The following is a 21,844-nucleotide window of genomic DNA, read 5'->3' as shown; positions in this document are numbered from 1 at the left end:
TTTATTTACTCTCACGCTTAATCGTCATCGGGAAGACCCGGTCGTCAGCATATTGCGCTTCGCACACCGCCGCACCGATGCTGGCATGGCAAATCAGCAGCGGCATGCGATAGCGGGATTTATTCTCGCATTTAGCGGTGTAGCGGCTTTCGATCACCAGATTGCCGGCGCTGGTCATCGCCGCGCTGACGTCCGCCTTACAGCGGGTATGGTCCTGGGCGATCTGTACGCTGCCTTTGCCATTTTTAAACTGAAAATGCATCACTGCCGGCTTGCCGGTTGCGGTCGGCATTGAACCGAGCGTGACGCGCCAGCGGCCATCAATCACCTCAACCTGGCCGTCGCGCACCGCATCCGGGGTAACAATCAGATCGTCTGGCCGGGCCGGCACTGCCGGGGTCACCACACTGGCAAGGGTAGCAGACGCGGCGGCAGGTGCAGCGGCGGCGGCGTTAACCGTGGCCGGTTTTTGCGGCAGTGTGGCCGCCAGTTTCTCAGCGGCGTTGACCACGGCTGGCGGTCTGACGGCCGGCACGGCAGCCAGCGTCGCCGACGGCGCGGCCGGAATGCTGACGGGTTGCGGACGGTGCAGCAGTACCGCCACTACCACGGCGGCGGCAATCGCCAGCGGCGGCACAATCATCCAGACGCGAAAACGACCAGCCGCAGCGGGCGCGGCGGGCGTAACGGCAGCCGGTGCAGCAGGCACGATAACCGGTTCGGCTTCCGGTTCCGGCTCGACCGGCAGCGGCTCGGCCGGCACCGGTTCGATGCTGACCGGCTCGGCGACCGGCGCAGGCGGTGGCTCGACCAGCAGGGGCGGCAGGCTCTCTTCCAGCGTATCGCGCAGGCAGGCCAGGGCGTCATCGCGGCTGCGTGCCTGCGCATCGACAAAGCCCCAGAAGGTAATCACCGGTTTGCCATCGACCAGGTAAACATACTGCTGATCGGGAAACTGCAGGCTTTTGCTGAGCAGCGCGCCGAACAGGCGCATGGACGGATTCTCTGCCGCGCGCGCGCGCGTACTGAGCGCCTGCATATCCTGCTGGCAGGCGGTGAGATGTTGCAGCGCGGCACGACGCTCATGATCGCTGGCCGCCAGCCAGGATTTCATCCGGCCGCTGAAGGGCGCATACCAGTCGAGGCGATCGCCCCGGTCATTGGCCTGCGGAATGGCCAGACAATCTGCCAGTGCGCCCTGACGGCGCAGACGCAGGGTCTCGCGAATTTGTAACGCTGAGGCATAGACCGGCTGGCCATTTTCACCTAACGCCAGAACCGCATCTAAATTACCGCTGCGCAGAAAAGTTTTTGCCACCTGTTGGGCCCTTATCGGTCGTTGTCTGAGGCAGAAAATCGCGTGTTATCGACGATTGGGTTGATTTTACGCGGGACAATGACAAATCAAACGGCGGAAAAGGGGGCAAATGCAGCGGTTTTTTCACCGGCTGCTGCAAAAACAACCGCACTGAGTGCTAACTGGCGCGCTTACGCACCAGCAGCAGGTGGGCGATAACGCCGCCGACCAGTCCCCAGAAGGCCGGTCCGATGCCGAGCAGCGAGACGCCGGAGGCGGTCATCAGAAAGGTGATTAACGCACTGTCGCGCTCGGCCGGCTGCTCCAGCGCACGCTGCAGGCTGCCGCCCAGCGTGGCCAGCAACGCCAGCCCGGCCAGCGCCTGGATCAGTACCGCAGGCAGCGCACTGAATAACACCGCGATCAGCGCGCCAGACGCGCCCGCCAGCAGATAAAACAGGCCGGCCAGCGCCGCCGCCCGCCAGCGTCGCTGCGGATCGGCATCCACCTCGTCACTCATGCAGATCGCTGCGGTTATCGCGGCGACACAGACCGAAAAACCGCCAAAAGGCGCCAGTAACAGCGCGATAAAACCGGTCCAGCCAATCAGCGCTGAAACCGGCGGACGATAACCGTGCGCCTGCAGCGTGGCGATGCCGGGCGCATTCTGCGACGCCATGGTGACCAGAAAATAGGGCAGCCCGATGCCGATCAGCGTGGTCAGGGTAAAGTGCGGCATCACCGGCTGCGGCAGCACCAGCATAATCGGCTGCGGCGGAAAGTGGATCGCCCGCTGTGCCAGCGCCACCGCCACGCCGATCAGCAGGGTCAGCAGGATGGCGTAACGCGCCAGCCAGCGACGGGCCAGCAGCCAGGTCAGACACATGCTGCCGCACAGAACAAAGTTGGTCTGTAAATCGGCAAAGGTCTGCAGGCCAAAGCGCAGCAAAATACCGGCCAGCATTGCCGCCGCCAGCGAGGCGGGAATGTAATTCATCAGGCGGGCAAACAGGCCGGTCACGCCAGAGAGCACAATCAGCAGGTTAGCGAAAACGAATACCCCGACCGCTTCATTGATGGAGATGCCATGAAAGCTGGTCGCCAGCAGCGCCGCGCCCGGCGTTGACCATGCGGCCAGCACCGGCATGCGATAGCGCAGCGACAGCCCCAGCGAGGCAATGCCCAGCGCAATTCCCAGTACCGCCAGCCAGCCGCCAATTTGACCGGGCGACGCGCCAGCTGCCTGAAAAGCCTGGTAAACAATTGCACCGGTGCTGCTGTATCCCACCAGCACGGCGACAAAGCCCGACACCAGCATCGGCAGGGTAAACCGGGGTTGTACGGCGACTTCAGACATCTGATTATCCACAATTGTGCGTTATAACGCACATGGTCGCATGATGCGCTATAACGCACAAGTGCTACACTGCCGCCATCAGGTCAGCGAACAGGCTGACGACAGCATCGGGAGTAGCAATGGGGAATCTTCAACACCATCTGAGCAGCGCACTCAGACAGTTACGTCAGGCCAACGGCTGGAGCCTGACGCTGACCGCCGAACGCACCGGCGTCAGTAAAGCGATGCTCGGCCAGATCGAGCGCGGCGAATCCAGCCCGACGGTGGCGACACTGTGGAAAATCGCCACCGGCTTTAACGTGCCGTTTTCGTTTTTCATTGAGGGCGGGCCCGCACCAGGCAGTCCCGCCGCCTTCAGCCAGCCCAACGCCGAGATGTCGGTCCAGCCGCTGTTACCCTACGATCCGCAGCTGCGCTTCGACCTGCTGGCGGTTGAGCTGGCCGCCGGTGCGCAGAGCATCTCTTCGCCGCATGAGGCGGGCTGCATCGAGCAGGTGGTGGTGATTGAGGGGGAGTTGCTGCTCGGGGTCGGCGATCTGTGGCGGCGTCTGCCGCGCGGCGCGGCGTTTCAGTTTCGCGCCGATGTCACGCACAGCTACCGCAACCCGCTCAGCACGCCGCTGCGCTTTCACAGCCTGATCCACTATCTGCAACGGCCGGAAATTACAAATTGATACCAGGACAAACTACACAGTTTACCTTCGTATCTCTATACTGACCGTCAAACCTGAGGAGAGGGCGATGTGCGATTTAAGCGAACCTGCTGCCAAGCTGCGTATGCTGGTGGGCAAGCTGGGCCGCAAACTGCGTGAGTCTGCGCCACCGGGTGAACTTACCTGGTCGCAGGTGGCGGTGCTGGGCTACCTGGTGCGCGACGGAGCGATGACGGTAACCGAACTGGCGGCGGCGGAAGGTGTGCGCAGCCAGTCGATGGGGGCCACCGTGGCGACCCTGCTGGAGGCTGGCATGGTGACCGGTGAACCCGATCCGCATGACGGACGCAAAACCCGTTACCGTCCCACGGACGCTTGCCTGGCGGTGATCGCCGCCAGCCGTGCCCGGCGTGACGACTGGCTGATTGAGGCATTTGAGGCGCGACTTACCCCGGCCGAGCGACAGCAGCTGATTGACGCCATCCCTTTACTTCAACGACTGACTGAACATGAACCCTGAGAGGACTAAAGATGGCTGTAACCACACTTGATGCGAAAACGGCGCTGATTGTCATCGACCTGCAGCATGGCATCGTTGCGCTGCCGCTGGTCCATCAGCCGCAGCCGGTGATTGAGCAGTGCGCGCGCCTGGCACAGGCGTTTCGTGCCAGCGATCTGCCAGTGGTACTGGTTAACGTGGCGGGCGGTGCGCCGGGACGTACTGAACAGGCACGGCATGGCGGCGAACTGCCGGCCGACTGGGCCACCCTGGTGCCGGAAATGACGCCGCAGCAGGACGACCTGACCATCACTAAAAAGACCTGGGGTGCTTTTCACGCTACGCCACTGCACCAGCAGCTGCAGCAGCGCGGCATTACTCAGGTGGTGATTTGCGGCATCGCCACCAGCATTGGGGTCGAATCGACCGCACGCCAGGCGTATGAATTAGGTTACAATGTCACGCTGGCCACTGACGCAATGACCGATTTAGACATCAATACTCACCACAACAGCGTCAACCTGATCTTCCCACGGTTAGGCGAAACCGGCAGCAGTGAGGATATTCTGGCGCAGCTGAGTTCACGCGCCTGATTAGCGTGTGATCTTAACAGTCGGGCCACCGCGATGGTGGCCCGACTTGTTTTAGCGGAAGGCATAGCCGAGGGTTAACCCGACGCTGTAATTGCGGCCGGGTGCTGATTCAAAGTAGCGACCACTGCTCTCATTGACGATCACCGATCCGACGTACTCGCGGTCAAACAGGTTGTCGACCCGCCCAAACAGATCCAGCGTCCAGTCGCTGACCTGCCACTTATAACCACTGTTCAGGCCAACCACGGTGTAGGACGGCGTTTTGACATCATTCTGATCGTCAGCGGCGATCTGACTCAGATAACGCATTTCAGCCCCGGCATAGAATCCCTGTTCCGGCACATAGCCCAGTCCGGCGTACAGCATATTGCGGGCGATGCCCGGAATGCGGTTGCCGTCACAGCTGTCGCTGCCACAGGCGTTGCTGCGATAGCGCGCATCCAGCAGGGTGTAGGCCATTTTAAGCTGCCAGTCCCAGCCAAACTGCTGATCTAACGCCAGCTCCAGTCCGCGGCGGCGGGTCTCCCCGGCATTTTTATAGGAGGCGCGTCCGTAATTGTTGGTATCAGAGACAATTTCATCCTGGGTATCGGTCTGGAACAGCGCCGCACTGACCAGCCCATTGCCAATTCGTTTTTTGCTGCCGATCTCCAGCGTGTCGCTGGTGGCCGGTTTCAGGCCGAGATTCAGGCCGAAATTTTGCTGGCCAGACGGACCATCAGAACGGTAAGAAAGCTCATTGATGGTCGGGGTTTCAAAGCCGCGACCGGCCGAAAGATAGGCGTTCCAGCTCGGATCAAACGCATATTTCAGCGACGCCGCTGGCAGCCATTTGTGATAACGGGCATTGCCGCTGTCGTCACCGTTGCCGTTGACAACGTAGAAGTCATTGGAGTCGAAGTTGACGGTGCTGAAGCGCACGCCCGCATCCAGCGACAGCTTATCGGTCAGCTGCCAGGCCGTCTGCAGATAGGGGTCGAGGTTCCACATCAGATTACGCTCATTGCGGCGCAGGTTGCCCTGATCGCCGTAATGCGGCACGCCGTTGCTGACGGTGAAGTTCTCATAGCCTTTACGCCGTTCGGTCATGGTCTCGTAGTCGAGACCGCCGGTCAGGGTCACCGGAATCGACAGCAGCGTGTCGCGGTGCGTCCAGCGGGTATCGATCCCCTGATAATGGCGGGTCAGGTCGATCACCCCGCCGGGATGGCTGGGATTGGTCTGTACGCTGGCGGGAATCGACTGAAACTGGGTGGTTTCCCGTACCCCGGCGTAGACCATCACGCTGAGATCGTCGTTGTCGCTCATCTGGCGCTGGTAGTGCAGGCCGCCCTGGGTCTGATCGACAGTTTTACGGGTATTGTAGAGCGAAACGTTGCTTACTACCTGACGCGGATTGTCGCGCCACTGGGACGGCGTCAGCCCGCCCGGGTCCTGCGCATCAATATGCACGCTGTTAAACAGCAGGGTTAAGGTACTGACATCATCAATGCGCACCCCGAGCCGCGCATTGCCGAGGTTTTTCTGCGCCGAACTGTGATCACGATAGCCGTGAGTGGTAAAGCGTGAGGCGGAAACGGTGTAGTTCACATCCCCGGCGTGGCTGCCATCACCGGTCGCGCCGCTGGCTTTGACGCTGTTGCGCCAGCTACCATAGCTGCCGTACCAGCTGCTGGCCTCCAGCGTGGGCGGCTGTTGCCCGGCCTGAGTAGTGACATTCACCACCCCGCCAGAGGAATTGCCGTACAGCGCGGAAAACGGCCCGCGCAGGACTTCAACGTGATCGATTGAACCGATATCGATATTTGAGGTTTGCGCCTGGCCGTCCGGCATGGTGGCCGGAATGCCGTCGACGTAGATGCGTAAACCGCGCACGCCATAGGTCGAGCGTGAGCCAAAGCCACGGATCGACAGCTGCAGGTCCTGAGCGTAGTTTTGCCGGTTCTGGATTTGTAAGCCCGGCACGCTGCTGAGATTTTCCGACAGATTGACGCGTGGTGCGGCCTGACGCATCTCATCACCGCTGACCACACTGACCGCGGCGGGCGTGTCGAGCACATTCAGGCCGCTCTCGGACGGGGTCGCGCTGACCACCAGGGTGTTGTCATTCTCTTCTGCCAGCAGCGACAGCGGAAACAGGGTGGGCAGGATCAACAGCGGCAGCGTCGCCTGACGCAGTAACGTTATTTTCATTTTTAGCGGCCTGAAAAAGATGAATAATGAACCAGCTGGAACAATTGGCGCGTATGGTAATGCTTTGCCGGGTTCTGGTATAGATCTTTACGTGTCGTCAGGCTTATTCCTTTCACCCGACGCCGCGCAGTCGCAGTCTCTGTTTTATCGGTTCTGCGGCCGACAGCGGTTATTTTATTTTCTGTTCGTCTGCCGTGCGCAAATAACCACCGTCAGCAGGCTGCGGAATTAATCGCCGGCTGCGGCTTTATTCGCGGCACGCTTACGCGCTTTTTTGCCGCGCCAGTACTCTTCCAGATAGGGCAGCATCTCCAGCAGGAAAATAGCCGACAGAACAAAAATGATATAACCGGTCGGCAGGGGATCGGCGCGCCACATCAGCTCAAAACGGGGCGGCTCATCGCCGAAACCAAATAACGCCTGGAACTGCGGCCAGTGCCGTGAAATAACCAGCAGCAGCGCCATCAGCGGCACCATCTCAAGAAAACTGTGAACATGCTGCTCGATCGGCTTGACCTCACGCGCCGTCACCGCGTAGCTGACATCCCACAGTGCGGTGGCTTCGTGACAGAAAAAAAGCACAATCATAAAGGCGATCACCAGCGCATTCACCTCTAAAAACAGGGCCGACAATAACGGCAGTCCCATCTCTAAAAACATCAGAATATGAATCCAGGTTTCTTTCAGGCCGGTGGTGTTTTCAATATCGGTCGCCCGATGACAGATCCAGTCAGCGAAACCAGCAATAAGCCAGACCGGTAAAACGAAATAAAGTAACAGCAGCATTTGCGGATCAAATTGATGCATTACACAGCCTCTGGGGAATGAAAGTGAATAAAGCATAGACCTGGCAGGAAGAGACGCAAAATGCGGCAGCGGCAGGCGTACTGTTTATTGTTGGATCAGGCAGAGAGGCGATTAGCGCCGCAGGATCGCTAACAGGCGCGGGCGGCCGGAATATTAGCGCGCCGACAGCGAGCGCGCCGGGACAGGACATTGCCGGCTGCCTCATCGCGTTGGGCTGGATTTTTTGGCCGTTTGCCGTCAGGCTGAAGAGAGCCTTTTTTAAGCCTTATGCGTCGGGGCCAGTCGGGTCGCGGCGCATCATTTCCACATTGATCAAAGGGAGTCAGCATGAGTCAACAACCTGAAGTGGCGGTTCTGGGATTGGGTGCAATGGGCCACGCGTTTGCCGCTAACCTGCTGAAGAAAGGCTTTAAGGTCCACGGCTGGAACCGGACCCGCGCACGCGGCGAGGATCTGCTGGATGCCGGTTTGCAACTGGCCGATTCGCCCGCCGAGGCGGTGCGTCAGGCAGATGTGGTGATTGCGATGCTGTCGGACGGCGAGACCACTGAGCAGGTGCTGCAGCAGAGTCAGGAGGCATTTAAACCGGGCGCCATTTTATGTCAGATGGGCACCATCGGCGTGGAAAAAACCGACACGCTGATCGCCCTGTTCGCCGGCGCGCGCAGCGACGTGCTGTTTATTGACGCGCCGGTCTCCGGCACCAAAGCGCCAGCAGAAAATGGCCAGATTCTGGTATTAGCCAGCGGCGATCGCAGCCGCGCCGCCGCGGCCGAAACGGTATTTGCCGCGATTGGCAAGGGCACGCAGTGGCTGGGCGAGGCGGGCAAAAGTTCACGCATGAAGCTGGTGATCAACAGCTGGCTGATTGGCATGATGCAGAGCCTGGCGGAGAGCACCCAGCTGGCGGCGCAGTTTGGTTTTTCGACCGACGATCTCTGGCAGGTGCTGGAGGGCGGCCCACTGGCGGCCCCGTACGCAAAAATGAAGCTGGGGATGATCGCCAGCGACGACTACACCCCGCAGATGAATCTGGTCTGGGCGCTGAAAGATGCCCGACTGGCCCTTGAGGCGTCTGATATTCCGCTGCCGGCGCTGGCAAATATTGCTGATTTCTGGCAGCAGGCGGTTGATGACGGCCTGGGTGAACAGGATCTGGCAGTGGTCTACCGCTATCTGAACGCGCAATGAGTTGTCCGGCCGGCTTTGACTTCAGCCAACGGCCGCTGGTGCCGCTGGCGCATGATTACGCCCACGGTGCCAGCGAGCCGTGGCATCAGCATGACTGCGCGCAGCTGATCCACACGCTGAGTGGCGTGGTGCGGGTGGAGACCGAATTTGGCAGCTGGACGGTGCCGCCGAGTCGCGGTGTCTGGTTACCGGCGTTTACCCGGCATGCGCTACAGATCACCGGCACGGTGGCGGCACGAACGCTGTTTATCCATCCGCTGGCGCGCGCCGATCTGCCAGCCAGTTGTCAGGTGGTGCAGATTACGCCGCTGCTGCGTGAGCTGATTGTCAGCGCGCTGACGTTGCCGGCCGCCTATCTGGCTGACAGCCGTGCCGAACGGATCGTGGAACTGATTCTGGATGAAATCCGCGGCATGGACGTGTTGCCGTTTGCGCTGCCCGCACCGCACAGCGCCCGGTTACAGGCGCTGTGCCAGCGTATTCAGCAGACGCCGGGCGAAAGCTGGACCCTGCTGCGTGCCAGCGCCAGCCTCAACGTCTCGGGGCGCACGCTGGCGCGTCACTTCAGCCGTGAAACCGGCTTACAATTCAGCGACTGGGTCCGTCGCGCCCGCCTCGCCATCGCCCTGACGCGACTGGCGCAGGGCGATTCGGTGCTGCGGGTAGCGCTGGATCTCGGCTATGAAAGTCCCAGCGCCTTCAGCGCGATGTTTCGTCGTCTGCTGGGCGTGGCGCCGACGGACTATTTTCCCGCGCAGGAAAGCGACTCGCCGCGTTAAACAGCGCCTGCAGCGCGGCGCGCGCCGTATCATTATCGATGCTCACGCCCCAGTAGCGGTTGCCACTGGCATCCAGACAGCTGATATAGGCGACCGAGCGACTCTCACTGCGTTTCCCCAGCGTGTGTTCATGGTAATCCTCAATGGTCAGCGCCAGGTCGAACGCGTGGCGCAGGGCATTTACCCCGGCCGACAACCAGCCGTTGCCGCTGCCCTGTAAGCTGAGGGTGCACGACTGATAGCTGACGCTGGCGTTAAGCGTGGTCTGGCCGTGGTTATCGCTCTGGCTGCTGGCCGTCAGCAACTGCAGCGTTGGCTGGTCCACGCCATACTGACGACAAAACAGCTGCCACAGCGCGTAATGGGTCATCTCGCCGCCATGATGGTCAGTGTGCTGCTGTACGCAGCGGCTGAAATCCTGCTGCAGCGCGCGCGGCAGCTGCAAGCCGTGGTTTTGCTCCAGCAGCCATGCGGCACCGCTTTTGCCTGACTGGCTGTTCACCCGAATCACCGCTTCATAGCTGCAGCCAATATCGGCCGGATCGAGCGGCAGATAGGGCATCTGCCAGAGCGTTTCCTGCTGGCTGGCGCGCCAGGCAAAACCCTTGCGAATCGCATCCTGATGCGAGCCGGAGAAGGCGGTAAACACCAGCTCACCGGCATAAGGATGGCGCGGGTGGACCGGCAGTTGATTACAACGGGTCACCACCTCAAGCACTTCGCTCATCTGGCTGAAATCCAGCTGCGGGGCGACGCCCTGAGTGTAGAGATTCAGCGCCAGGGTCACCAGGTCGACATTGCCGGTGCGCTCGCCGTTGCCAAACAGACAGCCTTCGACCCGATCCGCCCCCGCCAGCAGCGCCAGTTCAGCGCAGGCGACACCGGTGCCGCGATCGTTATGTGGATGGACGCTGATGCAGACTGCCTGCCGGCGGCTGAACTGGCGGCAGAACAGCTCAATCTGATCGGCATAGACGTTGGGCGTGTTGACCTCCACCGTGGCGGGCAGGTTGATGATCATCGGACGGCTGGCGTCAGGCTGCCAGACGTCGGCGACCGCTTCACAAATCTCCAGCACAAACGCCATTTCGGTAAAACAGAAGGTTTCCGGCGAGTACTCAAAGGTCCACGCCGTTTCGGGCTGCGCCTCACAGGCGGTGCGGATCTGCTGCGCAGCGGCCGTTGCCAGCGCCACGATCTCCGCTTTGCTCTGTTTGAAAACCCGCTCGCGGAACAGCGGGGCGGTGGCGTTATACAGATGCACAATCGCCCGCGGTGCGCCCTGCAAGGCGACGAAGGTGCGCTCAATCAGATCGTGGCGCGCCTGGGTCAGCACCTGCAGCGTCACGTCATCAGGAATGCGGTGCTGCTCTATCAGATCGCGCACAAAGTCGAAGTCGGTCTGCGAGGCGGAGGGAAAGGCGACCTCAATTTCTTTAAAGCCGCAGCGCAGCAACAGCGCCCAGAATTCCATTTTGCGATCGCGATCCATCGGTTCGGCCAGCGCCTGATTACCGTCACGCAGATCGGTTGACAGCCAGCGCGGGGCGTGGCTGATCTGGCGCGCAGGCCACTGGCGATCGGGCAGGGTAATCAGCGGGGATGGGCGGTATTTCTCAGCGGGATCGGTCAGCATCATCATTCTCTCCAGGTGGTTTTTTTCCAGTCTGGCGGCAGCGGGCCAGCGGCGCGCGCGCAATGCTGACAACCTGATGCGCAAAAGTGACAACCGGCGGGCTGACGGGCGTTGAGCCGCGCCGCGCACTGAACCCTGGGTGCGCTGCGGTTTGATGAATCCGCCGGGCAGGGGTAGCATGGTCGCCTGTTTATTCGGGTGGACGCTTATGTTGATTTTTGATGGTCACAACGATCTGCTGCTTAATCTGTGGCTGCATCATCGCGATGCGCCCGCGCAGGCGTTTTATCAGGGTATTGAACGAGGCCACCTCGATTTTCCTCGCATTCAGCAGGGCGGACTCGGCGGCGGGTTGTTTGCGATCTTTGTGCCCCCACAGGAGTACATTGCCCGCACCGTTCCGGCACGCGCCGAGGAGCCATATGAGCCACTGCAGATTATGTGGCAACAGCTCGAAATTCTGCAGCAGTTGGCCGATGCGTCAGGTGGACGGGCGCGCATCTGCCGCAGCCATGACGAGATTGCGGCCTGCCGCGCCGCAAGCGTGCTGGCGATGGTGGCACATATCGAGGGCGCCGATGCGCTGGACGGCGACGGCGAGGCATTACAGGCGTTCTGGCAGGCCGGGGTGCGCAGCATCGGGCCCTTCTGGAATCTGCCTAACCGGTTTGGTCAGGGGGTCAGCGGCAGCTTTCCCGGCTCGCCCGATACCGGTCCGGGGCTGACGGCGGCGGGCGAGGCGCTGATTAAGCAGGCTAATGCGCTGCGAATGATGATCGACGTATCGCACATGAATGAAAAAGCGTTCCGGGATACCGCGCGACTCTCTGATGCGCCGCTGGTCGCCAGCCATTCCAATGCGCATGCGCTCTGTCCCCAGCCGCGTAACCTGACCGATGCCCAACTGGTGGCGATCCGCGACAGCGGCGGACTGGTCGGGATTAATTTCGGCAACGCCTTTTTGCGCGCCGATGGTCAGCGCGACAGTAACACTCCGTTGACAGAAATTGTTAAGCATTGTGATCATCTGTTGAGGATAATGGGCAGCGACCATGTGGCGTTTGGCTCCGATTTCGACGGTATAACCCCGCCGGAGGCGCTGGGCGATGTCAGCGGATTACCGCGTCTGCTCGCCGCTTTGCGGGAAGCGGGCTATGATCAAACACTGACAGAGAAGCTGGCGTGGGGAAACTGGCAGCGGGTTTTAGCGCAAACCGGTCTGTGATAACAATTTCCTTACTTCTTTCGGGTTGATCTCGACGCGCCATTGGCGCAACATCTGTCGGCAAATTTGTGACTGGGATCGCGTTTCACACCCGGTCGCCAGATTTTCTGGCCGCTAATTTACTGTTACTCAAGAGGAAATAAATCATGTGGAAAAAGCCAACTTTCGTTGATCTGCGTCTCGGCCTGGAAGTGACTCTGTACATCTCCAACCGTTAATAATTCTGCCCGCCATCTGCGCGGGCATTTTGTTTCAACTTCTGGTTTTCCTTCATGTTTATTAAAGTCCTCGGCTCAGCCGCTGGTGGCGGATTTCCGCAGTGGAACTGTAACTGCGCTAACTGTCATGGCGTGCGTACCGGCACCATTCAGGCCAGTGCACGTACCCAATCGTCGATCATCCTCAGCGATAATGGCGAAGACTGGGTGTTATGTAACGCCTCGCCCGACATCAGTCAGCAGATTCTGCATACGCCTGAATTAACCCGTCACGGGGTGCTGCGCGGCACGGCGATCGGCGCGATTATTCTGACCGACAGCCAGATCGACCACACCACCGGGCTGCTCAGCCTGCGTGAAGGCTGCCCACATCAGGTGTGGTGTACGCCGGAAGTGCATCACGACCTCAGCAGCGGCTTCCCGATCTTTCCGATGCTGACCCACTGGAACGGCGGTTTGCAGCACCGGCCGATCGCTCCGCTGACGCCGTTCAGCGTCGATGTCTGCCGCGATCTGCAGTTCACCGCGATTCCGATTCTCAGCAACGCGCCGCCCTATTCGCCTTACCGCGATCGGCCACTGCCGGGCCACAACGTGGCGCTGTTTATCGAAAATCGCACCAGCGGCAAGACGCTGCTGTATGCGCCGGGCCTCGGCGAACCGGATGCGGTGATCCTGCCGTGGCTGCAAAAAGCCGACTGCCTGCTGATCGACGGCACGGTCTGGCAGGATGATGAACTGCTGACCACCGGCGTCGGTAAAAATACCGGCAAAGCGATGGGTCACCTGGCGCTGGCCGAAGAGCAGGGGCTGATGGCGCTGCTGGCCTCGCTGCCGGCAAAACGCAAAATTCTGATTCACATTAACAACACCAATCCGATTCTCAACGAGCAGTCCCCTCAGCGTCAGTTCCTGACGCAGCAAGGGATTGAGGTGAGCTGGGACGGAATGGCGATCCACCTTCAGGACTAAATCATGCAGATCACTGACACGCTGTCGCCGCAGGCTTTTGAACAGGCCCTGCGCGACAAAGGCGCTTACTACCATATTCATCATCCGTATCACATCGCGATGCATAACGGTCAGGCGACGCGCGAGCAGATTCAGGGATGGGTGGCGAATCGCTTTTACTACCAGACCACCATTCCGCTGAAAGATGCTGCCATTATGGCTAACTGTCCCGATCCGGCGACCCGGCGTAAATGGGTGCAGCGAATCCTCGATCACGACGGCAGCAATGGCGCAGAAGGCGGAATTGAAGCCTGGCTGCAGCTCGGCGAAGCGGTCGGGCTAACGCGTGAAGAACTGATCTCCGAGCGGCACGTGCTGCCAGGCGTGCGTTTTGCGGTTGACGCCTACGTCAACTTTGCCCGTCGCGCCAACTGGCAGGAAGCAGCCTGCAGCTCGCTGACCGAGCTGTTTGCGCCGCAGATCCATCAGTCGCGCCTCGACAGCTGGCCACAGCACTATCCGTGGATCAAAGAAGAGGGCTATTTCTACTTCCGCAGCCGCCTGAGCCAGGCGAACCGCGATGTGGAACATGGCCTGGCGCTGGCGCTGGAATTCTGCACCACCGCTGAAAAGCAGAACCGGATGCTGGAAATTTTGCAGTTTAAGCTCGATATTTTGTGGAGCATGCTCGACGCGATGACCATGGCCTATGAGCTTAAGCGTCCGCCTTACCACACCGTCACCGACAAGGCGGCGTGGCACACCACCCGACTGGTATAACAGATGAATGAAAACTTGATTGCCGCGTTCCGTCGCGGCTACCGCATGCAGTGGGAAGCCGCGCAGGATAGCCACGTGGTGCTCTATCCGGAAGGGATGGCGAAGCTCAACGAAACCGCCGCGGCCATCCTTGCGCTGGTGGACGGCAAACAGGATATCGCCGCCATTATTGCCACGCTCGACAGCCGCTTCCCGGAAGCCGGCGGCGTCGGCGACGATGTGAAAGAGTTCCTGCAATCAGCCTATGAACAGAAGTGGATACAGTTCCGTGACCCCGAGTAAACCTGGCGTAAATCCGCCGCTCTGGCTGCTGGCGGAGCTGACCTATCGCTGCCCGCTGCAGTGCCCGTACTGCTCAAATCCGCTCGATTTTGCCCAGCAGGAAAAAGAGCTGACCACTGAGCAGTGGATCGAGGTGTTTCGCCAGGCGCGCGCCATGGGCAGCGTACAGCTCGGTTTTTCCGGCGGTGAGCCGCTGGTGCGTAAGGATCTGCCGGAGCTGATCAAAGCGGCGCGTGACCTCGGCTTCTACACCAATCTGATCACCTCCGGCATTGGCCTGACCGAGAAAAAGCTGGATGCGTTCAGCGAAGCCGGGCTGGATCATATTCAGATCAGTTTTCAGGCCAGTGATGAAACCCTGAACGCCGCGCTGGCCGGATCGAAAAAAGCCTTCCAGCAGAAGCTGGAAATGGCGAAGGCGGTTAAGGCGCACGGCTATCCGATGGTGCTGAACTTCGTGCTGCACCGCCATAACATCGACCAGATCGATAAAATCATCGATCTCTGCATCGAGCTGGAAGCGGATGATGTGGAGCTGGCGACCTGCCAGTTTTATGGCTGGGCGCAGCTCAACCGTGAAGGGCTGCTGCCGACCCGCGAACAGATTGCCCGCGCCGAAGCGGTGGTCAGCCGTTACCGTGAGCGGATGAGCGCCAGCGGTAACCTGACCAACCTGCTGTTCGTCACGCCTGACTATTATGAAGAGCGTCCGAAAGGCTGCATGGGCGGCTGGGGCGCGATTTTCCTCAGCGTCACGCCGGAAGGCACCGCGCTGCCGTGCCACAGTGCGCGCCAGCTGCCGGTGGAGTTTCCATCGGTGCTGGATCAGCGGCTGGATGACATCTGGTATCACTCGTTTGGTTTTAACCGTTATCGCGGTTACGACTGGATGCCGGAGCCGTGCCGCTCCTGCGACGAGAAAGAGAAGGACTTTGGCGGCTGTCGCTGTCAGGCTTACATGCTGACCGGCAATGCCGACAACGCCGATCCGGTCTGCAGCAAATCGCCGCATCACGACACGATCCTCGCCGCACGCCGCGAAGCCGATTGCAGCGACATCAAAATTGGACAGCTGCAGTTCCGCAATCGCAGCAATTCTCAGCTGATCTACAAGACCCGGAACCTGTAACCGTGCGCCGCCTGGAGATTAACGGCTTGCGGGTGGAACTGGTGCATCAGCCTGATGCGCGCCAGGCCGCAGCGTTAATTCAGGTCGGCGCCGGCAGCCATGATGAGCCGGACCGCTGGCCGGGGCTGGCGCACCTGCTGGAGCATCTGCTGTTCACCGGCAGCGCTGGCTGGCCGGACGACGGGCGACTGATGAGCTGGATTGCCGCGCAGGGTGGTCGGGTCAACGCCACCACGCTGGCCCGGCGCAGCGCCTGGTTTTTTGAGGTTGCGCCGCCGCAGCTGGCTGACGGACTGGCGCGCCTGCAGGATATGCTGTGCCATCCGCTGCTCGACCATCAGGCAATCCGTCAGGAAATCGCGGTGATTGAGGCTGAATATCAGCTGATCCAGCAGCATCAACCCTCCCGTACCGAAGCCGCGCTACTGCATGCCGCCACCTCACCACCGGCGTTTCGGCGCTTTCAGATTGGCAGTCGCGCCAGCTTTGGCGAAGAGATGACCGCGCTGCAACAGGCGCTGCGTCAGTTCCATCAGCGCCATTTTTATGCCGCTAATATGCAGCTCTGGCTACAGGGACCGCAGTCGCTGGACCAGCTGGAGCAGCTGGCGCGCACCTTTGCCGCCGCGCTGCCGGACGGGCAGTGGCAGCAGGAGACGCCGCGGCCCACGCTGTCGGTCAGTGCCGGATTGCGGCTTGCCAACAGCACACCGGCTGCGCTGTGGCGCAGCTGGCTGCTGGACAGCAGTGACGGCGTCACGTTATGGCGCGAATTTCTGCTGGATGAAGCGCCGGGCTCGCTGCTGGCCACACTGCGCCAGCAGCGACTGGCCGATCGGCTGAGCCTGAAGTGGCTCTACCAGGCGGATAATGCGGTGTGGCTGGCGCTGAGCATCGACACCGATCAGCCTGAAGCGGTTAACGCACTGTTCGGGCGCTGGTTAGCCGCACTGAAGCAGACCCGTCAGCCGCAGCAACAGCATTATCTTCAGCTGGCGCAACAGCGTTTTGCGGCGCTGACGCCGCTCGACCAGCTGCGTGAGCGCGCCTTTGGCTTTGCCCCGCAAGCCGGGGTCGGCGCGTTTGCGTCATGGCTGGCCACGCTGGCAGATGCGCCCGGCACCACGCTGGTGTGCAGCCCGCAGGCGGCTGAGGAAAATTGCCACACCCAGGGCTTCAGTCTGGCATTGCACCCGTGGCAGCCGGTGCTGCCTGCCGCCAGCAGTGCGGCAGAATTCGCTTTCTATCCGCTGGCGGCACCGCTGACCCATCAGCCGCTGCCGTCGCAGGCGGTGCCGTTGCCGCATTATTCTGCTGCGGAACCGACCGGCCACGGCGAGGCTGACAGTCCGACCGCTGAGGCGGGCCCCGACGCCGACCCGGCCAGCAATAAAACCGCCACGCTCCTGCTGCGGCCGGAGTTTTTTTCAACCTTCAGCGCGGCCGTGGGTCACGCTTATGGTCGCCGGCTGCGTCCGTTGTTCGCCGCCTTGCGTCACTCAGGTGGCCAGGGCGAATGGCAGGAAGTGGAGGGCGTGTGGCAACTGACGCTGCAACTGCCCCACGACCTGGCGGTGGCGGACTGGGCGCTGCATCAGCTGGTGCAGGCGCTGACGCCGCCGGTCGACGACGAACCGCTACCGCCGCCCGACACAATTGCCATCCGCGCACTGTTGCAGCAGTTGCCTTATCAGCTGACATCAACCTTTTCACCAGCCTGCTGGCGGGCGCTGCTCACCGGCGGCAGCCCGGCGCTGCAGACGCTGATTGCCCGCCGACTGAGCGCGCTGCCGCTGCCGGTCAATCCGGCAGCACCGCCGATGCGGATGACCGCACCGAGCGGCATGATCGCGCTACCGCACGCCAGCCGCGATAACGCCTTGCTGCTGTTTATTCCGCTGCACCAGGCGTCACGCGCTTCGCCCCAGCAGGCGCAACAACTGGCTGCGCTGCGGGCGCTGGCGCTGCTGTATGAGCCGCGTTTCTTCCAGCGTTACCGGGTAGAACAGCAGATAGGGTATGTGGTCAGCAGCCGCTATCTGCGCTGCGCCGATCAGGATGGCGTGCTGTTCGTGCTGCAGTCGCCCGATTACAGCGCGCTGTCGCTGCTGCGCTACTGCCGTAATTTTCTGCGTTCACTGAATGAGGCGCTGGCAGGCTGCGATCTGGTGGCACTGAAGGCCAGTCTGCATCGCGAACGGCTTGATACACCGCTGGCCCGGTTACGCCAGTTAAATGGCCTGACCGACCCGGATGCGGCGGCGATAGAGGCGCTGGACGTTGTCAGCTTGCAGCAACTGCACCACGACCTGATTCAGGCGCGGCGTCGCTGGCGGGTATTATTTACCACCGGTGGTGCGACCTGAGTTGCAGCAGCAAGGTTGCTGAATTTATTTGAAAATTACCGACAAATCTCTTCACTGTTTATTCCGGTCGAATTGCACCACACTCAGTTTACATTTTTGAGTTGTACAAGGAATTTATCGTGAAGAACCTCAAGCGTATTGCGCTGCCCCTGTTAGCCGTTGCCAGCCTGTATGTTCCTGTCTCTCAGGCAGAAGCGATGCACTACCAGCTCAATCCTGAGCACACCTCGGTGGTGGTCAGCTGGAATCATTTCGGTTTCTCACACCCGACCGCCGATATCCCGGATGCCAGCGGCACGCTGGTGTTCGATAAAGATCATCCTGAGCAGTCACGTGTTGATGTAACGCTGCCGGTCAGCAAAATCGACAGCCACGTTGCGGCGCTGACCAAAGAATTTAACGGTGCAGACTATTTCGTCACCGCAAAATACCCGACCGCGACCTTCCACAGCACCAAAGTGGTGGCGAAGGGCGATAACCGTTTTGACGTTGAAGGTAACCTGACGCTAAAAGGCATCACCAAACCGGTGACGCTGCACGCCACGCTGAACAAGCAGGGTGAGCATCCGATGGTGAAGAAGCAGGCGATTGGTTTTGATGCCACCGGCACCATCAAGCGCTCCGACTTTAAGCTGGATAAATATGTTCCGGCGGTAGGTGATGAGGTTGCGCTGACCCTGTCGACTGAAGCCTACGCTAAATAACTGCGGGCCACGCAATAAGGGCCGCCGCCCTTATTGCGTATCGCTTACTGCGCCCAGAATTTCTTCTTACTGGTTTTACCGATCCCCGGATTAAAACTGTTGCTCGGGTCCAGCATCCGCCAGTGCGCTGCGTGTTCGTCTGACGCGCGATAGAGATGGCCGACATTGTGTTCCGCCGGATACTTCGCACCGCGCTGCTCCAGCACCGCAATCACCGCCTGCTTAAACGCCTTCGCATCCACGCCCGGTTTCAGCACATAATCCTGATGATTGACGTAACAGAAAAAATGGCCACAGCAGGAGTCGACCTGCACCTGTTCCGCCAGCTCGGGCGGCAGTTCAATGCGCCACGCCCGATCGTTACGCCGTAACGCCACGTCAAATGCCACCAGCCGCTGATCGGGGTCGTAGCCGAGATAATCACAGTAAGAGATGGTGCAGCCGCCAACGCCGAAGCGCACCAGAAACGCATCGCGCGCTTCCCGCTGGTTACACAGGAAAAAATCGCCCTGACCCTGACTGAAGAAGCGGGTCAGCAGGCCCTCCAGCTCTGCGGTCTGCTGTGCTTCCACTTTGATCATCAGATGATGCTCAAACCGGTCGCGGTAGGCCATAATGCGCGGCGCCACTCCGCGCGGAGTGATCTGATTAAAGAACTGCAGCAGTCGATCGACACTGTTACGCGGTAAAAACGGCAGATGGCTAACCCGCACATCCCAGCGGGCTTTCTTCGCCATCAGTCCAGGCAGCGCCTGCGGACCGAGTTTGCCAATCGCCAGCATCATATGTTTGCTGTAGCGCACCGTGAGATCAAAGGCGTTACGATGGATATATTCAGCCTGAATCGGCAGCGCCTGCATCTCTGCCAGCAGCACCCGCCGCAGCGCCACCAGCTGCTGCTCATCGTCGCTGCCAATATAGAAGGTCCGGGTCTGCGGACTGGCTTCAAAAGTCGGCAGACGCACCGCAAACACCACCACCTTACCGGCGCTGCCAGCGCTTTCATGCAGATAACGCCGATCGCCATTAAAGCGCGACGGGCTGTCCGCCGCCGTGTCCCGCAGCTGGCTGGCGTAGTCGTCAGCCCAGATCTTCCCCGCCCAGTCAGGCCGGTCGCCGGTGGTGTAGTTCTGTTGCTCCAGCCGCTGTAACATCTCTTCCGGGCTCTCTCCCAGATCGATACCCAGATGATTCACCATCTCCAGCCGCCCATCGTCATGCAAACGGGCAAACAGCGACTTTTCGGTAAAGGCCGGACCGCGCCGGATCAGCGATCCGCCGGAGTTATTACAGATACCGCCAATCACCGATGCGCCGATACAGGAGGAGCCGATCACCGAATGGGGTTCCCGGCCCAGCGGGGCGAGAATGTTCTCCAGCTCGGTCAGGGTGGCACCCGGAAAGGCGATCACCTGACGCGCCTGGTCGATCACCTGTACGCCTTTCAACCGACGGGTACTGACAATCACCACCTCGCGATCGTAATCATTGCCATCCGGCGTCGAGCCACCGGTCACTCCGGTATTGGCTGCCTGCATCAGCACAATGGCGTTGCTGGCGCAGCAGATTTGCAGGACCTGCCACAGCTGCAGCAGCGTCTGCGGCAGCACCACGGCCAGCGCTTCACCCCGACCGACCCGAAATCCTTTGGTGTACCAGGCTTTATCATCCCGTTCGGTGAGCAGATTTTTCACACCGACCCGTTCGCCAAGCTGGCGGAGCATGAGCTGCGAGGAGGTCATTTCATCTCATTATTTTGGTTAACAAGGGGCCTCATTGGACAGCTAGCGACATTCCACTGTCAATCATTGATCGCCATCGAAATAACAAAAATAGCGGCGGTTGCGGCGTTTTTAATCGGTTATTCACCCCGTAGACCCGACGGAAATAGCCGCCGAACCGTAAAAAATGAGGTGAAAATCACAGATTTGTTATGACAGATCGCCAGTCGATCGGCAGATCGATTGCCGACCACAATATTCCCCGGCTCCGTTAGCTAACCCGCTGATATATCAGGATTCACGTCGAGCCTGCCAGCGATGTTAATTGTGATAACGATCACAAATAAGCTCAGTAATAAAGCGCTGTCAATCATCACACCTGGAAAATACCGCTCGTAACTGTGATCTCCGTTGCAAATAACAACGCCTTATCCCGGAACAATGAAATCCGGCACCAATTAAGCCAGCGGGGGGAATTAATGCGAATCGGAATAGTGATCAGCGGTGGCGATGTCAGCGGCATTAATAATTTTGTTTTTCAGGTCGGCCGACTGACCCAGGCAGAGATCGTGATATTTGACGGCGGCATACCCGGTTTATTAAACCATTGCCATCGGGATATTAGTCAGCGTGATCTGCTCGACTTTTCTATCGCCCCGATCCCGGTGATGCAATCGGGACGGACGCAAAAAAAATTGCTGCGCAGTGAATATGAAATGATTGCCCGCCAGCTAAAGAGCGCACGGATTGAAGTATTAATCATGGCGGGCGGTGACGGGTCGCTGCAATTTCTGCATACCCTGTCGGAATCTGGCGTCAATTGTTTTGGCGTCGGCATGACGATTGATAACGATGTATTTGGCAGTGATTATACGCTCGGTTTTTCCACCGCCTGCGAGCAGGTATTAAAAGAGGTGGCGAAGCTGCGTAATACCGGCCGGGCATTACCCGGACGGGTCTTTATGCTGGAGTTGCTCGGTGGCTATTGCGGCGAGTTAACCCTGCAGTCGGCGTTAAAATCCAATGCCGATTTTGCGCTGATCCCGGAGTGTCAGATCCCACTGCCGCAGCTGGCACAACGCATCACTCAGCGGCTGGCGCAGCAGAACAGCGTGGTGATCCTCTGCTCAGAGGGCTACACCCGTGAATATTCACCCGGTTTTCAGGGGGCGATCGATACCTTAATTAAACAGCTTGAACCGTTAATTGGCGTCCGCATCCGCAAAACCATTCTCGGTTACGGGCTGCGTAATGGTGAACCCACCTGCGAGGAAATTTATCAGGGCACCATTATGGCCAGTGAAGTGGTGCGTTGTATTCAGTCAGGAATGCGCAATAAAGCGGTGATTATTAATGGCAGTAATAAACCGATTCCGATTGATTTAATAAGCATGCAAAAACGCCTGGTCGATACCGACGGGCATCATTACAAGCTCGCTAAACAACTGCAAATTCTGTGAGGA

General features: G+C 59.8%; 20 protein-coding genes. 14 read left to right on the top strand and 6 right to left on the bottom strand.

The annotated features are described in order from the left end of the window. Position 1 precedes the first annotated feature (1 nt). Both AABB92_RS05755 and AABB92_RS05750 read right to left on the bottom strand, forming a co-directional pair. Complete coding sequence (locus tag AABB92_RS05755) at positions 2–1,318, bottom strand: SrfA family protein (protein ID WP_046288332.1); 1,317 nt, start codon at positions 1,316–1,318, stop codon at positions 2–4. A gap of 157 nt (positions 1,319–1,475) precedes the next feature. Continuing rightward, the gene (locus AABB92_RS05750; RefSeq protein ID WP_152659087.1) at positions 1,476–2,654 is read right to left on the bottom strand and encodes a benzoate/H(+) symporter BenE family transporter; all 1,179 of its coding nucleotides are present in this window, start codon (positions 2,652–2,654) and stop codon (positions 1,476–1,478) included. Positions 2,655–2,773: 119 nt separating this feature from the next. Here AABB92_RS05750 and AABB92_RS05745 point away from each other — a divergent pair, with 119 nt between their 5' ends. The 3 genes from AABB92_RS05745 to AABB92_RS05735 all read left to right on the top strand — a co-directional run bounded on the left by AABB92_RS05745 (position 2,774) and on the right by AABB92_RS05735 (position 4,399). Next, the gene (locus tag AABB92_RS05745) at positions 2,774–3,328 is read left to right on the top strand and encodes a helix-turn-helix domain-containing protein (protein ID WP_031377885.1); all 555 of its coding nucleotides are present in this window, start codon (positions 2,774–2,776) and stop codon (positions 3,326–3,328) included. 67 nt (positions 3,329–3,395) lie between these two features. After that, positions 3,396–3,827, top strand: a complete 432-nt coding sequence (locus AABB92_RS05740; protein WP_031377886.1) for a MarR family winged helix-turn-helix transcriptional regulator — start codon at positions 3,396–3,398, stop codon at positions 3,825–3,827. Positions 3,828–3,838: 11 nt separating this feature from the next. Then, positions 3,839–4,399 carry an isochorismatase family protein gene (locus AABB92_RS05735; protein ID WP_031377887.1) on the top strand — a complete coding sequence of 187 codons (561 nt, stop codon included), beginning with the start codon at positions 3,839–3,841 and terminating at the stop codon, positions 4,397–4,399. Positions 4,400–4,450: 51 nt separating this feature from the next. Here the strand turns inward: AABB92_RS05735 and pqqU are convergent, their stop codons facing one another. Together pqqU and AABB92_RS05725 are read right to left on the bottom strand one after the other, a co-directional pair. Next, positions 4,451–6,592 (bottom strand): TonB-dependent receptor PqqU, encoded by a 2,142-nt coding sequence (gene pqqU / locus AABB92_RS05730; protein WP_082097577.1) that lies wholly within the window; start codon positions 6,590–6,592, stop codon positions 4,451–4,453. A 228-nt stretch (positions 6,593–6,820) separates the two neighbouring features. Further along, the gene (locus tag AABB92_RS05725; protein ID WP_069728274.1) at positions 6,821–7,399 is read right to left on the bottom strand and encodes a diguanylate cyclase; all 579 of its coding nucleotides are present in this window, start codon (positions 7,397–7,399) and stop codon (positions 6,821–6,823) included. 327 nt (positions 7,400–7,726) lie between these two features. On the opposite strand from AABB92_RS05725, the gene AABB92_RS05720 reads away from it, so the two are divergent. Together AABB92_RS05720 and AABB92_RS05715 are read left to right on the top strand one after the other, a co-directional pair. Next, the gene (locus tag AABB92_RS05720) at positions 7,727–8,590 is read left to right on the top strand and encodes an NAD(P)-dependent oxidoreductase (RefSeq protein WP_031377889.1); all 864 of its coding nucleotides are present in this window, start codon (positions 7,727–7,729) and stop codon (positions 8,588–8,590) included. Next, complete coding sequence (locus AABB92_RS05715) at positions 8,587–9,369, top strand: AraC family transcriptional regulator (RefSeq protein WP_031377890.1); 783 nt, start codon at positions 8,587–8,589, stop codon at positions 9,367–9,369. The genes AABB92_RS05720 and AABB92_RS05715 overlap by 4 nt, the downstream gene beginning before the upstream one ends. On the opposite strand, the gene leuA is transcribed toward AABB92_RS05715, so the two are convergent. Beyond that, on the bottom strand, positions 9,290–11,005 hold the full coding sequence (gene leuA, locus AABB92_RS05710; protein ID WP_031377891.1) for a 2-isopropylmalate synthase: 1,716 nt from the start codon (positions 11,003–11,005) through the stop codon (positions 9,290–9,292). The two genes, AABB92_RS05715 and leuA, sit on opposite strands and share 80 nt — an antisense overlap. A 208-nt stretch (positions 11,006–11,213) precedes the next feature. On the opposite strand from leuA, the gene AABB92_RS05705 reads away from it, so the two are divergent. The 8 genes from AABB92_RS05705 to AABB92_RS05670 all read left to right on the top strand — a co-directional run bounded on the left by AABB92_RS05705 (position 11,214) and on the right by AABB92_RS05670 (position 18,660). Next, entirely contained in the window at positions 11,214–12,230 is a 1,017-nt protein-coding gene (locus AABB92_RS05705) for a dipeptidase (RefSeq protein ID WP_031377892.1), read from the top strand. A gap of 146 nt (positions 12,231–12,376) precedes the next feature. After that, positions 12,377–12,448 (top strand): pyrroloquinoline quinone precursor peptide PqqA, encoded by a 72-nt coding sequence (pqqA, locus tag AABB92_RS05700; protein WP_009090272.1) that lies wholly within the window; start codon positions 12,377–12,379, stop codon positions 12,446–12,448. 54 nt (positions 12,449–12,502) lie between these two features. Further along, a complete protein-coding gene (gene pqqB, locus AABB92_RS05695) occupies positions 12,503–13,420 on the top strand; it encodes a pyrroloquinoline quinone biosynthesis protein PqqB (RefSeq protein WP_046288331.1) in 918 nt (305 codons plus the stop codon). A 3-nt stretch (positions 13,421–13,423) separates the two neighbouring features. Beyond that, positions 13,424–14,179, top strand: coding sequence for a pyrroloquinoline-quinone synthase PqqC (gene pqqC, locus AABB92_RS05690; protein ID WP_031377893.1), 756 nt, complete (start codon positions 13,424–13,426; stop codon positions 14,177–14,179). Between the two features lie 3 nt (positions 14,180–14,182). After that, positions 14,183–14,461, top strand: a complete 279-nt coding sequence (pqqD, locus tag AABB92_RS05685) for a pyrroloquinoline quinone biosynthesis peptide chaperone PqqD (protein WP_031377894.1) — start codon at positions 14,183–14,185, stop codon at positions 14,459–14,461. Then, positions 14,448–15,590 (top strand): pyrroloquinoline quinone biosynthesis protein PqqE, encoded by a 1,143-nt coding sequence (gene pqqE, locus AABB92_RS05680; RefSeq protein ID WP_031377895.1) that lies wholly within the window; start codon positions 14,448–14,450, stop codon positions 15,588–15,590. The genes pqqD and pqqE overlap by 14 nt, the downstream gene beginning before the upstream one ends. Positions 15,591–15,592: 2 nt before the next feature. Next, positions 15,593–17,956 (top strand): pyrroloquinoline quinone biosynthesis protein PqqF, encoded by a 2,364-nt coding sequence (pqqF, locus tag AABB92_RS05675; protein WP_046288330.1) that lies wholly within the window; start codon positions 15,593–15,595, stop codon positions 17,954–17,956. A 119-nt stretch (positions 17,957–18,075) separates the two neighbouring features. Continuing rightward, the gene (locus tag AABB92_RS05670) at positions 18,076–18,660 is read left to right on the top strand and encodes a YceI family protein (RefSeq protein WP_031377536.1); all 585 of its coding nucleotides are present in this window, start codon (positions 18,076–18,078) and stop codon (positions 18,658–18,660) included. A gap of 44 nt (positions 18,661–18,704) precedes the next feature. Here AABB92_RS05670 and dld read toward each other — a convergent pair whose 3' ends face one another. Further along, entirely contained in the window at positions 18,705–20,402 is a 1,698-nt protein-coding gene (dld, locus tag AABB92_RS05665) for a D-lactate dehydrogenase (protein ID WP_046288329.1), read from the bottom strand. A 458-nt stretch (positions 20,403–20,860) separates the two neighbouring features. Here dld and AABB92_RS05660 point away from each other — a divergent pair, with 458 nt between their 5' ends. Then, positions 20,861–21,841: a 6-phosphofructokinase gene (locus tag AABB92_RS05660; RefSeq protein ID WP_069728280.1), complete on the top strand. Its 981-nt coding sequence runs from the start codon at positions 20,861–20,863 to the stop codon at positions 21,839–21,841. The last annotated feature ends 3 nt before the right edge of the window (positions 21,842–21,844 follow it).

The sequence above is a fragment of the Pantoea brenneri genome (assembly GCF_038594305.1).
GTDB classification, from domain to species: domain Bacteria; phylum Pseudomonadota; class Gammaproteobacteria; order Enterobacterales; family Enterobacteriaceae; genus Pantoea; species Pantoea brenneri.
This window is presented reverse-complemented; position numbering and strand designations above follow the sequence as displayed.

Excerpts from the sequence above, each read along its gene's own strand:
- AABB92_RS05750 (WP_152659087.1), bottom strand. The coding sequence starts at position 2,654 with ATGTCTGAAGTCGCCGTACAACCCCGGTTTACCCTGCCGATGCTGGTG.
- AABB92_RS05745 (WP_031377885.1), top strand. The coding sequence starts at position 2,774 with ATGGGGAATCTTCAACACCATCTGAGCAGCGCACTCAGACAGTTACGT.
- AABB92_RS05740 (WP_031377886.1), top strand. The coding sequence starts at position 3,396 with ATGTGCGATTTAAGCGAACCTGCTGCCAAGCTGCGTATGCTGGTGGGC.
- AABB92_RS05735 (WP_031377887.1), top strand. The coding sequence starts at position 3,839 with ATGGCTGTAACCACACTTGATGCGAAAACGGCGCTGATTGTCATCGAC.
- pqqU (WP_082097577.1), bottom strand. The coding sequence starts at position 6,592 with ATGAAAATAACGTTACTGCGTCAGGCGACGCTGCCGCTGTTGATCCTG.
- AABB92_RS05725 (WP_069728274.1), bottom strand. The coding sequence starts at position 7,399 with ATGCATCAATTTGATCCGCAAATGCTGCTGTTACTTTATTTCGTTTTA.
- AABB92_RS05720 (WP_031377889.1), top strand. The coding sequence starts at position 7,727 with ATGAGTCAACAACCTGAAGTGGCGGTTCTGGGATTGGGTGCAATGGGC.
- AABB92_RS05715 (WP_031377890.1), top strand. The coding sequence starts at position 8,587 with ATGAGTTGTCCGGCCGGCTTTGACTTCAGCCAACGGCCGCTGGTGCCG.
- leuA (WP_031377891.1), bottom strand. The coding sequence starts at position 11,005 with ATGCTGACCGATCCCGCTGAGAAATACCGCCCATCCCCGCTGATTACC.
- AABB92_RS05705 (WP_031377892.1), top strand. The coding sequence starts at position 11,214 with ATGTTGATTTTTGATGGTCACAACGATCTGCTGCTTAATCTGTGGCTG.
- pqqB (WP_046288331.1), top strand. The coding sequence starts at position 12,503 with ATGTTTATTAAAGTCCTCGGCTCAGCCGCTGGTGGCGGATTTCCGCAG.
- pqqC (WP_031377893.1), top strand. The coding sequence starts at position 13,424 with ATGCAGATCACTGACACGCTGTCGCCGCAGGCTTTTGAACAGGCCCTG.
- pqqD (WP_031377894.1), top strand. The coding sequence starts at position 14,183 with ATGAATGAAAACTTGATTGCCGCGTTCCGTCGCGGCTACCGCATGCAG.
- dld (WP_046288329.1), bottom strand. The coding sequence starts at position 20,402 with ATGACCTCCTCGCAGCTCATGCTCCGCCAGCTTGGCGAACGGGTCGGT.
- AABB92_RS05660 (WP_069728280.1), top strand. The coding sequence starts at position 20,861 with ATGCGAATCGGAATAGTGATCAGCGGTGGCGATGTCAGCGGCATTAAT.